Annotated in this window: 10 protein-coding genes; 6 read left to right on the forward strand and 4 right to left on the reverse strand. The window is 68.0% G+C overall.

All coding sequences use genetic code 11. The features are described 5' to 3' along the window. Positions 1-1,173 carry an ABC transporter substrate-binding protein gene (locus V5G24_RS21355; RefSeq protein ID WP_394083480.1) on the reverse strand — a complete coding sequence of 391 codons (1,173 nt, stop codon included), beginning with the start codon at positions 1,171-1,173 and terminating at the stop codon, positions 1-3. 630 nt (positions 1,174-1,803) lie between these two features. On the opposite strand from V5G24_RS21355, the gene V5G24_RS21360 reads away from it, so the two are divergent. The 3 genes from V5G24_RS21360 to V5G24_RS21370 all read left to right on the forward strand — a co-directional run bounded on the left by V5G24_RS21360 (position 1,804) and on the right by V5G24_RS21370 (position 5,635). Next, positions 1,804-2,808: an asparaginase gene (locus V5G24_RS21360; RefSeq protein WP_394083478.1), complete on the forward strand. Its 1,005-nt coding sequence runs from the start codon at positions 1,804-1,806 to the stop codon at positions 2,806-2,808. 62 nt (positions 2,809-2,870) lie between these two features. After that, positions 2,871-4,298 (forward strand): amidohydrolase family protein, encoded by a 1,428-nt coding sequence (locus tag V5G24_RS21365; protein ID WP_394083476.1) that lies wholly within the window; start codon positions 2,871-2,873, stop codon positions 4,296-4,298. After that, positions 4,295-5,635, forward strand: a complete 1,341-nt coding sequence (locus V5G24_RS21370; protein ID WP_394083474.1) for a CobW family GTP-binding protein — start codon at positions 4,295-4,297, stop codon at positions 5,633-5,635. The genes V5G24_RS21365 and V5G24_RS21370 overlap by 4 nt, the downstream gene beginning before the upstream one ends. A 248-nt stretch (positions 5,636-5,883) precedes the next feature. On the opposite strand, the gene V5G24_RS21375 is transcribed toward V5G24_RS21370, so the two are convergent. After that, positions 5,884-7,314: an amidase gene (locus V5G24_RS21375; RefSeq protein WP_394083472.1), complete on the reverse strand. Its 1,431-nt coding sequence runs from the start codon at positions 7,312-7,314 to the stop codon at positions 5,884-5,886. 240 nt (positions 7,315-7,554) lie between these two features. On the opposite strand from V5G24_RS21375, the gene hydA reads away from it, so the two are divergent. From hydA to V5G24_RS21390, 3 genes are read left to right on the forward strand one after another with little or no spacing between them, the layout of a single operon-like run. Next, the gene (hydA, locus tag V5G24_RS21380) at positions 7,555-9,048 is read left to right on the forward strand and encodes a dihydropyrimidinase (protein WP_394083470.1); all 1,494 of its coding nucleotides are present in this window, start codon (positions 7,555-7,557) and stop codon (positions 9,046-9,048) included. Positions 9,049-9,052: 4 nt separating this feature from the next. Continuing rightward, positions 9,053-9,721, forward strand: coding sequence for an aspartate/glutamate racemase family protein (locus V5G24_RS21385; protein WP_394083468.1), 669 nt, complete (start codon positions 9,053-9,055; stop codon positions 9,719-9,721). 11 nt (positions 9,722-9,732) lie between these two features. After that, the gene (locus V5G24_RS21390) at positions 9,733-11,082 is read left to right on the forward strand and encodes a hydantoinase/carbamoylase family amidase (protein WP_394083466.1); all 1,350 of its coding nucleotides are present in this window, start codon (positions 9,733-9,735) and stop codon (positions 11,080-11,082) included. A gap of 71 nt (positions 11,083-11,153) precedes the next feature. On the opposite strand, the gene V5G24_RS21395 is transcribed toward V5G24_RS21390, so the two are convergent. After that, entirely contained in the window at positions 11,154-12,038 is an 885-nt protein-coding gene (locus tag V5G24_RS21395) for an alpha/beta fold hydrolase (protein WP_394083464.1), read from the reverse strand. Positions 12,039-12,227: 189 nt separating this feature from the next. Then, positions 12,228-13,640 (reverse strand): PepSY-associated TM helix domain-containing protein, encoded by a 1,413-nt coding sequence (locus V5G24_RS21400; RefSeq protein ID WP_394083462.1) that lies wholly within the window; start codon positions 13,638-13,640, stop codon positions 12,228-12,230. Positions 13,641-13,662 lie beyond the last annotated feature (22 nt).

The following is a 13,662-nucleotide window of genomic DNA, read 5'->3' on the forward strand; positions in this document are numbered from 1 at the left end:
TCAGATCGCGGTATAGGTGCCGCGGCCGGTGATCTCGATCGCGACCACGTTTGGCGTATTGTTATTGCCGCTGGGCGGATTGTGGAACGTTATATGGGTGCCCAGCGGGGTCACGAAATCCAGCTCCGCGAGCGCCTCTTGCAGCTTCGCCCGCGTGGGGGAACCGGCCTTCTTCAGCGCTTCCGCAATGGTGGAAAGCGCGTCGGCGCCATAGGTGGAGAAGGACGTCGCTTCCTGCGAAAACTTCGCCTTATACCGGTCGATGAAGGTCTTCACCGAGGGCGTGGGCGAGGCGAGATCCTGCGCGAGCCACGTATAGCAGCCCTTGATCTCGCCGTGGGTGCCGTCCCAATAAACCGGATCCTGGAACGAGCCGAAGCCCGTCATCAGGGGCACGGTGAAGCCCGCTTCCCGGATCTGGGACGTCACCTTCACCCCGTCGCCGGTGGCGGCGGCGACGAACATGGCGTCGGGCTTTTTGCTGCGGATGGTGGCGAGCTGGGCCGAGAAATCCTGGTCGCCGGCGCGGAACGCCTCGAACGCCACCACCTCATAGCCGAGTTCCTGCGCCAAGCTCTTGCAGGCCTGGGCATCGCCGGCTTGGCCGTCCTGTGTCTGGTCGTAGATCACGCCGAGGCGCTTGAATCCCACCTTCGCATGCACCTTGCGCAGCAGCACCGGGATCGCCGTCTCGGAAACCGGATTTACCCGGTAGGACCAGATGTTCCATTGCTTGACCGGCGCGCCCGAACCGGCGCCCACGAGCGGAATCTGCAACTGACCGGCAGCCGGGACCGACGGCACATAGCCGACCGAATTGGATGGGCCGATCACCGCCAGCACGTCCGCGTTGGAGGCCGCCTGACGCAGCAGCGTGATCGCCTGCTGTGGATCGTTGGCCATGTCTTCGGTGGCGATCTGGATGCGATATGTCGTGCCCCCGAGGGTCAGGCCGGCGGCATTGATATCGTCGGCGGCGAGCTGCGCCCCGTCGCGCACGCGCCAGCCATAAGGCGAAGACGGCCCGGTGATCGCCTGAATGCTGCTGACCCGCAGGACGGCGGGCTCGGCCCGCCCGATCGTCGGCGGCATGGCCAGCCCGAGGACGGTGCCGGCGGCGAGGCGGCCGAGGCCTCGCCGGCTGATGCGGAACGCAGTCTGATCGTTGGTCATGGGAATTTATAAACCTTCCGCTGCTTGCGGTTTGGCGACCTCCGGAGCGCGAATACAGTGCCGCATCTGAGCAGCTACCGGCCCCACCCGCTCGACTGATCTTATTTTGCACAGGGAACGGTGAAATCGCAGCACAAATTGTAGACAGTTTACAATGAATTTTTGTGCAGGCGGGGCGATATCGGTGCAGCGGTGAATGACAGAACCTGTCCCATTTTCGCGCGACAGCCGATGATTGCGAAGAGCAAGTGCGCCCAATATATTCGCATGCCATCACATACTGGATGCTTGCGCCCAGCTTGATGCATCCAAATTCATCACCCGACGGGAACAGGTCAGCGATGTAAACGCCCGCCGGACGCCGCATCCCGACAGAACGCCGTACGGGTCGCCGGATGGCGCCGCCTCGGCACAGTTTTGCGCATCATACCGGCCGAAATCCAGCATTGTAAATCGTCAACACTCGTCATAACGTTTTCGAGCTTTCATGGCGCAAGGGAGATCGGCGCCGCCGATCGCAGCCTTCCCGGCCGTGCAGCCGGACCTTCGCAACCACACCGCATCGACCAACCGCCCGGAACCCATCCCCAGGCGGTCGGGCCATCACTTCATCACAGACGGAAGCGGAATATGACGTCTTCTCTTCCCAGGGTCGCCGTGATCGGGACCGGCGGCACGATTTCCTCCTGGGCCCAGTCCAGCCTGGACACCATGGACTACCCGGAATTCGGCGCCAAACGGCCCATCGACGAGATCCTGGAGCACGTAAAGGAAGCCCGGCTGGTGGCCGATCCGCTGCCCGTGCCCTTCCGCTCGGTCGGCAGCACGGCGATCGGCCCGGCGGACTGGGTGGAGCTGCGCGAACTGGTGCACGCGACCGCCGCCAGTGAGCCGGATCTGGTCGGCTTCGTCATCCTGCACGGCACCGCGACGCTGGAGGAGACCGCCTTCTTCCTGAACCTGACCCTCGCCATTCCCCAGACCGTGGTGCTGGTCGGCGCCCAGCGGCCGGCGAGCGCGCTCGGCAGCGATGCCGGAATCAATCTCGTCAACGCCTTGCACGTGGCGGGATCGCCATTAGCCCGCGGACTCGGCGTGCTGGTGGTGCTGAACGACGAGATCCATGCAGCGCGCGACGTGGTGAAGACCTCCACCTATCGCCAGCACACCTTCCGCTCGCTGGATTTCGGCGCGCTCGGACACGTCGATGGCGATGGCATCCACATCTATCGCGCGCCCACCCCGGCCCATGCACCCGAGGGCGAGTTCTCGACGCTCGCGGACATCGTGCTGCCCCGCGTCGATATCCTGATGTCCTATGCTGGGGCGGACGCAACTTTCATCGACGCCGCGATCGCCGCGGGGGCGCGGGGTCTCGTCTCCGCGGGCCTCGCGCCGGGCCTCGTCACGCCGGCGGAACGCGTCGCGTACGAGCGGGCGGTCGCGTCCGGCATCGTGGTCGTTCAATGCACCCGCGCCGCGAGCGGGCGGGTGGGGCGGCGGCGCTATCTCCAGGAGGCGGGGATCATCGCGGGCGAGGATTTCAGCCCGCAGAAGGCGCGCATCCTGCTGTCCCTCGCCTTGGCGCGGACCGACGATACCGCGGACATCGCCGCCATCTTCGCCCGCTGCTGACCCCGCGCCGCGAAACGCTGCCGCGTCCCCCGAAACCGCCCTTGCCGCCGATTGGGAACTCGATGATCGATCTGATAATCCGCGCAGATACGGTGATCACGCCGCATGGCGTCGGCGCCTATGACATCGCCGTCGCCGACGGCATCATCGTCTCGCTCCATGCGCCCGACACCTTGCAAACGCCCGAGGGCACACGGGAAATCGATGCGCGGGGCAAAATCGTAATGCCGGGTGGCATCGATCCCCACGTGCATTGCGCCTGGCCCATGCCGCTGCCGGACGGGCCGCCCAGCTTCACGGAGCCGCCATCTGTGGTCAGCCGCGCGGCCCTGTTTGGCGGCACCACCACGCTCATCGATTTCGCGCGCTGGACCCATGGCACAACCATCCAGGGCACCATCGAGCGGCGCGACCAGGATTGGCGCGGCGCCTGCCATTGCGACTATGCCTATCACGTGATGGTGGAAGGCGACCTGCCGCCCGACATCCCCGGCCAGCTCGCCGAAACCATCCAGACGGGCTATCCGACGATCAAGCTCTTCACCACGGACATCACCCCCAGCCGGCGCGGCCGGATGGTGGATTTCGGCGACATCTGGGAAGTCTTCCAGGTGCTTGCGGCCCATCGCGGCCTCGGCGTCATCCATGCCGAGGACAATGACATCGTCATGCACATGTATGGCAAGCTGATCCGCGAGGGGCGCACCGGGTTCGAGAATCTGGCGGAAGTGCATAACACGCTTTCGGAGGACCTCTCGTTCCGCCGCATCATCCGCCTGGCGGAAAGCGTGCCGGGCACGGCGCTCTACATGATGCATGTTAGCGCGGCCACCGGGGTCGCGGCGGTGCGCGAGGCGCGGGCCCGGGGGCTGCCCATCTATGGCGAGACGCTACACCAATACATGCTCTACAACAGCGGTGATTATCGCCGCCCCAACGGGCAGATCTACCACACCTATCCCTCGCTCAAATCGCCGGAGGACCAGGCCGCGCTCTGGGCTGGAACGCGCGACGGCACAATCCATGCGGTGGCGACGGACGAATTGTGCTGCAGCCTCGCGACCAAGGTCCAGGGCAACCGCATCGACGACACCACCGGCGGCAATGCCGCGTGCGAGCCGCGGGTCGCGCTGATGTATACGGAAATGGTCGGCCGGCGGGGCTATGCCCTGACTCAGTTCGCCGATCTCGTCTCGACCAATGCCGCAAGGATCATGGGGCTCTACCCGCGCAAGGGCGCCATCGCCGTTGGGTCGGATGCCGATATCGTGGTGCTGGATCCGGCCCTGCGGCGGGTGATCCGCAACGAGGACCTCCACGAAACCGATTACTCGCCCTGGGAAGGGCATGCGGTGGATGCGTGGCCGAGCGTCACGATCCTGCGCGGCAAGGTGATGGTGGAGGACGGCCATTTCCATGGCGCACCCACCGACGGGCAATGGCTGCACCGGCGGATCACGGACGATATTCTCGCGGGCGCCGCCTTGTGACGCAGGCCGATCTGCGCGGCCTGATCGCCGATTGCCTGCGGCTCTGGGGGATCTGGGGGCGATGCGCGGCGCGCGGGGACGGGGTTGAGGTGCGCACGGCCTCAGGCCTCTTTCTCCATATCCGGCAAGCACATACGGCGGAGCGGCCGGCGCGCTGGATGCTGGAGACAAGGGGAGGCGCCGCGCGCCCGCCCCGGCCGGCGGCCTCCATCGTCGGCCTGCTCGGCGCCTTGCGCAAGGCGCTGGGCGGGGGAACGGCGGGGCCGGCGCTGAAGGTCGGCCGGGCGGAGCTGGGACCGCAGCCACGCCCGGACCATGCCGCGCCCGACCGGCGCTCCGCCCCCGCTCTCGCCGCGACACCGGGCACAACCCCGGTGCTGGTGGTGACCGGATTTCTGGGCAGCGGAAAAACCACCTTTATCCGCAAGCTGTTGAGCGACCCGCGGTTCGCCCGGTCGGCGGTGATCGTGAACGAGTTCGGGGAAATCGGGCTCGACCACGACATATTGGCGAGCAGCAGCGATGCCCTGATCCGCCTCTCCACCGGCTGCCTGTGCTGCGCCGTGCGAAGCGATCTGATCGACACCTTGCTGGACCTCGATGCTCGCCGGTCAGGAGGCGAGGTGGCGTTCGACCGCATCATCATCGAGACCTCCGGGCTGGCGGACCCGGTGCCGATCCTCCAGGCCCTCATGAGCGACCCGGCGGTGGCGGCCCGCTTCACCCTCGAAGGGGTCCTGACCCTGGTGGATGCGGTTCATGGACCCTCCACTTTGGCCGACCATGTGGAGGCGCGCCGACAGGTGGCGGTGGCCGATCGCCTCCTCATCACGAAGACCGACCTCGCGCCCGCCTCGGCCGGCCTGCTTAAGGATCTGAACGCCCTCAACCCTTCCGCGGACAGGGTTTTTCAACCCGAAGAGGCCGCAGCGGGGCTGCTGTGCGGCAGCGGCGCCGCCCGCGTCCGGCAGATCGCGACGGGACTTTTGGATCAGGCGGCGCGCCATTCCGGCGGGCACGACGCCATTGCCCTGACCCGCGAGGCACCCATCCCCGCCATCGCCCTGGCGCTGTTTCTCCAGGCCCTGGCGGACCAGGCCGGCGACCGGCTGCTGCGGGTCAAAGGCCTGGTTTTCGTTGCCGAAATGCCGGAGCGGCCGGCGCTGGTCCATGGCGTGCAGCATGTGTTCGCGCCGCCGGAATGGCTCGAGGGGTGGCCGGGCGGCGATCGGCGCACGCGCATGATGTTCATCGGCGCGTCTCTTCCCCCGCGCTGGCCGGGGCGGTTGCTGGAGGCGATCTGCGCGGATGTGCGCGCCGCCGCGGAAAAATCCTGATTGCGAAATTCAGGATATTTTTTGCAAAAATCCCAGGTGCGCCAGGATCAGGGGTGCCGCTTATGCTTCGCCCTGCCGCAACCCCATGTAAAACAAGGTTCGAGCAAGAAATGTTTCACGTGAAACACTTGGTGCCCACGGAGAAAGCTTCGGTTTAAAAGCTTCTCCGCGTAACCAAACACGCTCCTCCGTGAATTTCGGCAAAATGTGCGTCGCCGAAATTCAGGCCGGCCGAATTTCGCCCGCGCTCACCCGCAGGTCTCGTCGAGCCAGCGCGCCACCGCCGTCAGGCGGTAGTCGGTGTCCGCCGTGCCCATCACCTGGAGGCCGACCGGCATGGCGTCCACCGCCATCAGCGGCAGGGAGAAGGCCGGGCCGCCCACCATGGACCAGGGGCTGAGAAAGCTGCGGCTGCCGGTGGAGAGATGTGCATTCGGCCGGTCCACGGTGCCCGCCTGGTCCACCCCGTCGAACGGCGCGGGGCCAGAGGAAGCGAGGGTGATGAAGCCATCCACCTGCTGGCCCACCAGCGCCACCTGGGCGCGGATGCGGTCGCGCTTGGCGAGCGCCTGGCGATAATCGGCGGGGGTCATGGCAAGGCCGCGATCCAGCCGGGCCTTGGCGGTCGCGCTGATGGCCTCGGGGCCGCTGGCGTCGAGATAGGCCACCAGCGGCCAGCGCAGCTCGTACACGAAGATCCGGTCGGACACCTCGTCCGCTTCCAGCAGCAGGTCTTCCAGCATGGCGATCTTGTCGTCGCAATCGCGGTCCAGCAGGCCGACGCCGAGCGCCGCGAGGCGAGCGCACATCTGCGCCATGGCCTCCCGCGTCGCCTCGTCCAGCTGCGCCATGCCGAGGGTGTCCAGGCGCGCGAGGCGCAGCGGCTTCAGGGCGCGCGGCATGGCCGGCGCGCCGGAGAGGCCGGGATGGCCGTTATGGCCGCCGATGCGCGCGGAAATCTCCCAGGCGGTCAGCCAGGAATCGGCGAGGCTCGCCGCCATGGGGCCGATATGATCCTGGCTCGGGGCAATGGGATGCATGCCGCCGACATTCAGCGCCCCATGGGTGGGCTTGAAACCGTAATTGGCATTGAAGGAAGAGGGGCGGATCAGCGAGCCGCCGGTCTGGTTGCCGAGCGCGACCGGCACCATCCCCGCCCCCACCGCCGCCCCGCACCCGCTGGAGGAGCCGCCGGCGGTGCGGCGGGCATCGAAGGGGTTGCGGGTGGGCGGGGATTTGCCCATGGCGAATTCCGGCACATGGGTCTTGCCGAGCAGCACCGCGCCCGCCTGCCGCAGCGCATAAGTGCTCGCCGCATCGAACCGCACCGGCGTGTCATCATACACCGCGCTGTTCATCTTCGAGGGCATGCCGCGCACATTGATGGTGTCCTTGATGCCCATGGGACAGCCATCGAGCGGCGACAGCGGGCGGTTCTGCGCATAGCGCTGCGTGGCGGCATCGGCAGCCGCGCGGGCGCCGGGCACATCGAGAAAGCAGAACGCCTGGATGACGTTGTCGAGCCGCTCGATGCGCTCCAGGCTTTCCTCAAGCAGCATGCGCGGCGTGGAGCGCCCGGCGAGGAAAGCGGCCCGCGCCGCGACGAAGGCGGGCAGCCGGCTGTCGGGATCGTAGCCGCCAAGGGAAGCGCCCGCATTCTGGACCGCAATCTTCGCCATGCTCGCCCTCGCCTCGCCCTCGCCTCGCCCGCATCCCGGCCGCGCCACCCGCCGCATGGGTGCGCCGGCGGGTGGGTTTGGTCCATAGTATGGACAAGTGTCAACAGTAGGCAATATGATCAGACGTGGCTTTCGCCTCGGCCGGGCGCACGGCGTCCCGCGCCGCGCAGCTGTCCCCTCCCGCCCGGCGAAGCGCTCCAGAGCCCGCACCGGACCCGCCCGCATCAGGACCCGAAACCCATGGCCGCCGCATTCGATCTCGTGGTCCGCAACGGCATGGTGGTGACCGAAGCGGGCCTCTCCCGCTGCGATGTCGGCATCGCGAACGGCATCATCACGGCGCTGGGGCTGGAGCTGGAGCGCGGGGCGCGCGAGCTGGACGCGAGCGCGCGGCTCGTCCTGCCCGGCGGCATCGATGCCCATTGCCACATCGAGCAGGTCTCCTCCTACGGCCTGATGGGCGCGGACGATTTCTTCGCAGCGTCGCGCGCGGCGGCATTCGGCGGCACCACCACCATCGTGCCGTTCGCGGCCCAGCATCGCGGCCAGAACCTGCCCGACGTGTTCGACGATTATCACCGCCGGGCGCGGGAAAAATCCATCCTCGACTATTCCTTCCACGCGCTCATCAGCGATCCGACCGAGGATTTGCTGAACGATCACCTGCCGCGCCTGATCGCCGAAGGCATCACCTCGGTCAAATTGTTCACCGCCTATGATCTCATCGCGGTGAGCGACGAACAGATCCTGGATCTGCTGTGGGTGTGCCGGGAGCACGGCGCCATGGCCATGGTGCATGCCGAGAACAACGGCATGATCAAATGGATGGCCAAGAAGCTGATCGCCGGCGGCTTCACCGCGCCGAAATACCACGCCATGAGCCATCCTCGCCTCGCGGAAATCGAGGCGGTGCGGCGCTGCATCGCGCTGGCGACCCTGGCGGACGCACCGCTGCTCATCGTCCATGTCTCGACCGTGGAAGCGCTCGGTGCCATTCGCTCGGCGCGGGCCGAGGGCCGGGCCATCTTCGGCGAGACCTGCCCGCAATATCTGCTGCTGAGTGCGGCCGATCTGGATCTCCCCGGCTATGAGGGGGCGAAATTCTGCTTCAGCCCGCCGCCGCGCGGCCCGGTGGAGCAGGCGGCGCTGTGGGCGGGGCTCGCGGACGGCACGCTGCAAATCTATTCGTCCGACCATGCCCCCTATCGCATGGACGCGAGCGGCAAGTTCGCCCGCAGCGCGACCCCCACCTTCAAGGATATCGCCAACGGCATTCCCGCCATCGAGGTGCGCCTGCCGCTGCTGTTCTCGGAAGGGGTGAACGCAGGGCGGATCGACCTTGCCCGCTTCGTTGCGCTCAGCGCCACCAATGCCGCCAAGCTCTACGGCCTGTTCCCGCGCAAGGGCACGATCGCGGTCGGCTCCGACGCGGATCTCGCGCTGTGGGAGCCGGACCGGCGCGTCACCCTGCGCGCGGCGGATCTGCACGACACCGTGGGCTATACCCCGTTCGAGGGCCGGGAGGTCACGGGCTGGCCGACCACGATCATCCGGCGCGGCGAGGTGATCATCGACGACAGCGCGCTGCACGCCGCGCCCGGCTCCGGCCGTTTCATTCCCCGCGCCGCCTCCGGCCGTGCCGCCGGCACGCCGCCGCCGGTGCCGGAGACCGACCCGGCGACGAATTTCGGCGCCGCCATCTTTCCCGCACGCGCGCCGGCCGGGAGGGCCTGAAACCATGACGGATGCCGCCGCAAACCGGATCCTGGTGATCAATCCCAACAGCAATGCCGCTGTCACGGCCGAGATCGCGGCGGCGGTGCGCGACCTTGCGTCCCCGGACGGGCCGGCGATCCAATGCGTGACGCTGCATGACGGGCCGCCCGGCGTCGAAACCCAAGGCGACGTGGAGCATGCGACGCGCCTCGTGCTCGATTATGTCGGCCGCGAAGCCGCAAGCGCCTATGTGATCGCCTGCTACAGCGACCCCGGCCTGATCGCCGCGCGCGAGCGCACCGCGCGCCCGGTGCTCGGCATCGGGGAGGCCGGAACCTTCGCCGCCATGATGCGCGGCGACCGGTTCGGGGTCATCGCCATATTGGAGGCCTCGGTGCGGCGCCAGCAGCGGCAGGCGCGGATGCTGGGCGTATTTCCGCGCTATGCCGGCAGCAAGGCGATCGGCCTCGGCGTCGCGGAACTGGCGGACCATGGGCGCACGCGCGAGCGCATGATCGCGGCCGGCGCCTTCCTGCGCGATGCGCAGCAGGCGGATGTGCTCATCCTCGGCTGCGCCGGCATGGCGCGCCATCGCGCCGCGCTGGAAGACGCGCTCGGCCTCCCCGTCATCGAACCCTCGCGCGCCGCCACCGCCATGGCCCTCGCCATGGCGCGGCTGGCGGCGGAATGAGGCCGCGGCCCATGACTTCGTATCCCCAGACATCGCCCGCCCAGACGTCGCCCGTGCAGACGTCACGGGCCGCGCCATTGCCCTCCCCTGAGGCCCTCGTCGCGGCCACCGCCGCCCAGCTGGACCTCGCCACGCGCCTGTTCGAGTCCCTGCGGAACGGCAGCATCGACACGCCGGGCATCACCCGCGACACCTATGGCGCCGGCGAGAATTTCGCCCACGGCCTGATGCGCGACCATGCCCTGCGCCTCGGCCTCGATATTGCGACCGACGCCGCCGCCAACACTTATATGACCTTGCCCGGCCGCGACCGCGCGGCGCCCCGCATCCTCACCGGCTCGCACCTCGACAGCGTGCCGCACGGCGGCAATTTCGACGGCGCGGCCGGCGTGGTGGCGGGGCTGGTGGCGGTCGCGACCCTGCGGGCGCTCGGGCTCACTCCGGCCTGCGATATCACCGTGATGGGGGTGCGGGCGGAAGAGAGCGTGTGGTTCGAGGTGTCCTATCTCGGCAGCCGCGCGGCGCTCGGCACGCTGCCGCCGGGCGCGCTCGACGCGCGGCGCATCGATACCGGCCGCACGCTGGCGGACCATCTGGAAGCGTGCGGCGGCGATCCCGCGCTGCTCCGCGCGGGCCACCGGCATCTCGACCCGCGCGCGGTCCGCGCCTTCCTGGAAGTGCATATCGAACAGGCGCCGAGCCTCGTGGAGGCCGGCCTTCCGCTCGCGGTGTGCACCGCCATTCCCGGCAATTTCCGCTATCCCAATGCCTGGATCGCGGGTGAATACGCCCATGTGGGGCTTCCGCGCCGGTTTCGCCGCGATGCCGTGATGGCCGCGGCGGAATTTGCGGCGGGGATGGATCGGCTGTGGGCGGCGCACGAGGCGGAGGGGCGGCCCATGGCCGTGACGCTCGGGCGCTTCCACACCGATCCGGCCAAGCACGGCCTGACCACGGTGCCCGGCGCCTTCCATTTCAGCCTGGACGTGCGCGCCTATGACGACGCGCAACTGGCGGAGCTGGAGCGGGGCATGGGCGACATCATCGCCGACATCGAACGGCGGCGCGGCGTGAGCTTCCACATGGGGCCGCGGGCGAGCGCCGTGGTGGGCAAGATGGACGCCTCAATCCGCGCGCGGCTGGTGGAGGGCGCGCGGGCGCTGGGCATTCCGGCCATGACGCTTGGCAGCCCGGCATCGCATGACGCCGCCGCATTCGCCGCCGCCGGCATTCCCACCGCCATGCTGTTCGTGCGCAACCAGAACGGCAGCCACAATCCGCACGAAGCCATGGACATGGAGGATTTCATGCGCGCCGCCAGCCTTCTCGCCTGGTGGCTCGCCGAAAACGCCTGCGCCTGAGAACAGGTTTGGAATGAGCGCCTGTTTGCCACGAGAGCCTGTTTGCAAACCAGGCTCTCACGCTTTGGCGCTCAGTCCTTCATGCCGGTGATGGAGGCGCTCATGGCGCGCGGGTCGCGGGTCGGCCAGCGGCCGCAATCCACCTTGGTCAGGAAATCGCCGACGAGGCGGTTGTATTCGTCGGGATCCTCCAGATTGATGGTGTGCCCGCAATTGGGCATCACCGCCAAGGCGGCCGAGGGAATATGCTGCTTCATCAGCACGCCGGGCGTGAGGCAGGGCCAATCCTCGTCGCCGGTGATCACCAGCGTGGGCACGGTCAGCCGCTTCATCTCCTCCACGAGGGTGTAGAGCGAGGGACGCTCGCGCTGCACGCCCAATTGGGTGTTGGCGGAGCCCAGGGCCGAATGCTCGGCCAGCATCTGCTTGAATTCGGCAAAGCCCCGCGGGTCCTTGTTCTCGAACTGAACGCGGGTCGGCCCATAGGCATATTTCTCGGCGAAGGCGGGCATGCCAGCCGAAGTAATGAAGGCGGCGATGGTGTCGGCCTCGGCCTGGAAGCGGGGGCGCTGCTCCAGCTCGGCCCCATAGCCGCACCCGCCGACGCACAGCGACAGGGCCAGCTGCGGATGGCGCAGGCCGAAATGCAAGGTCGCGAACCCGCCCATGGACAGGCCGACCACATGGGCCTGCTTTTCCCCCGTCGCCGCGAGCACGGCGGCGATATCGTCGGCCGCGCGGGCCTGGGAATAGGAGGCGGCGCTTTCCGGCACGTCGGAGGGCAGAAAGCCGCGCGCGGCGAAGGCGACGCAGCGATAGCGCTGGCCGAAATGGCGCATCTGCGGTTCCCAGCTGCGGATATCGCCGGCGAACTCATGGACGAAGATCACCAGCCGGCCGGTGCCGGTTTCCTCATACTGCAGGCGCACTCCGTCGTCCGTCGTCGCGTAGGCCATGGTCATTCCCCGATTGGATTTGCGCACACCTTCTGCGGGATCCGCGCGCCGGCGCTGCGATGCGCGGCGGCGCCCGTCCGCTTGTCACCCCGGCGGTTCGAGCGCCCGGCGAGGGGACCGGGCAGCCGAACGGCTCCAATCTGTATACTGTTTACAATTATCTCCGGCAAGGATGGATCCCGCGCGCCCTCAGGCCGCGCGCGGGAGCCGCAACGCCCGCACCGCCCCATCCAGGGCCAGGCACAGCAGCAGTGAGGCGCCGGCGAGGGGGAAGGGAATGGCCAGCGCGATGATCAACAGAACCAGCGTCCGCAAGGTGGGCGCCGCGAGCGCGCGCGGCGCGGCGAGCCGCCCGCTCGGCCTACGGCGCCACCACATGTAAGGGCCGCTGATCGACAGGAAGAGGATGCCAAGGCACGGGATCAGCATGACGATCTGGTTCAGGCGGCCGAAATAATTCCCCATGTGGAGTTGCACGCCCAGTTCCACCGCCTTGGCGGCGATGCCGTAGTCCGCGAAGCCGACGTCGTCGAGCACGCGTCCCGAATACTGGTCCACATAGAGCGTGCGCTGGCCTTCCGGCTGGTCGGGATAGCTGAAGACAATATAGGCCGCCGTGGGATTGCGCGGCAGGTTCAGCCGGTAGGGTCCGGTCATGCCATGCGCCGCCGCCACCTGCGCCACCGCGTCGACGCCGATCGCCTGCGATCCCGCCTGCGCCGCCGGAGCCATGGCCGCGCCAAGGTGCGCATGCGGATCCGACTGGGGGGCTGCCAATTGGGGAGCGTCCGACTGGGGAGCTGGGGCATTTTCCGTGGTCCAGGGGCCGGCGCCGTCGGTCGCCTGCTTGACGGTGGTGGAAATGATGCTCGCCCCATGCCCGCGATGGCTCGAAGAATAGCCGATGCCGGCGAAATCGGTGCCGCGCCGCAGCAGATCGCCCCAGACATTCGCCCAGGGCAGGCCGGTGAGGATGAGAAACATCACCAGCACCGCCGTCCAGAGGCCGATGGCCGCGTGCCATTCCTTCCAGAACGCGCGCCCGCCGAGGCGCCAGCGCGGCACGAAGACGCCCGCAATCCCCCTCCCCGTCCTCGGCCACCAGAGATAGAGGCCGGTGACGATGAGGATGAAGCCCCAGCAGGCCGCAAGCTCCACCATGGCGTCGCCGAACGTGCCGAGCATCAGCGAGCCGTGCGCGACATCAGCAAAGCCCACCAAGGTGCGCGTATAGACATAGGAGCCGAGGACGCGCGCGGTGCTGGGATCGACGAACACCCGGCGCGGCTCGCCCTGCTGCGGCGTCACGAACACCTCGACGCTGCGCCCCTCGCCCTTCGGCGTGTCGATGCGCGTGACCGTCCCGCCCGGATGGGCGGCAAGGGCGGCGGCGGCCATTTCGCTGAGCGGCACCGCGCCTTGCACCGCAGGGACAAACCGCAGGTTCGGATAGACGAAATCATTGATCTCGTCATTAAAGAGATAGATGGCGCCAGTCACGGCAAGGATCATCAGGAACGGAGCGCAAACGAGCCCCGCATAAAAATGCCAGCGCCAGACCGCGCGATAGAGGGCGGCGGCGGACCATCGAGCATCCCGCATGGAACATCTCCCACACCCGCCG

It is taken from the genome of Roseixanthobacter finlandensis (genome assembly GCF_043195105.2).
Lineage (GTDB): Bacteria > Pseudomonadota > Alphaproteobacteria > Rhizobiales > Xanthobacteraceae > NCEH01.

What these genes read in the sequence shown, in the direction of transcription:
- V5G24_RS21390 (WP_394083466.1), top strand. Translation starts at nt 9,733, where the DNA reads ATGACTTCGTATCCCCAGACATCGCCCGCCCAGACGTCGCCCGTGCAG.
- V5G24_RS21360 (WP_394083478.1), top strand. Translation starts at nt 1,804, where the DNA reads ATGACGTCTTCTCTTCCCAGGGTCGCCGTGATCGGGACCGGCGGCACG.
- V5G24_RS21365 (WP_394083476.1), top strand. Translation starts at nt 2,871, where the DNA reads ATGATCGATCTGATAATCCGCGCAGATACGGTGATCACGCCGCATGGC.
- V5G24_RS21385 (WP_394083468.1), top strand. Translation starts at nt 9,053, where the DNA reads ATGACGGATGCCGCCGCAAACCGGATCCTGGTGATCAATCCCAACAGC.
- hydA (WP_394083470.1), top strand. Translation starts at nt 7,555, where the DNA reads ATGGCCGCCGCATTCGATCTCGTGGTCCGCAACGGCATGGTGGTGACC.
- V5G24_RS21400 (WP_394083462.1), bottom strand. Translation starts at nt 13,640, where the DNA reads ATGCGGGATGCTCGATGGTCCGCCGCCGCCCTCTATCGCGCGGTCTGG.
- V5G24_RS21395 (WP_394083464.1), bottom strand. Translation starts at nt 12,038, where the DNA reads ATGGCCTACGCGACGACGGACGACGGAGTGCGCCTGCAGTATGAGGAA.
- V5G24_RS21355 (WP_394083480.1), bottom strand. Translation starts at nt 1,173, where the DNA reads ATGACCAACGATCAGACTGCGTTCCGCATCAGCCGGCGAGGCCTCGGC.
- V5G24_RS21375 (WP_394083472.1), bottom strand. Translation starts at nt 7,314, where the DNA reads ATGGCGAAGATTGCGGTCCAGAATGCGGGCGCTTCCCTTGGCGGCTAC.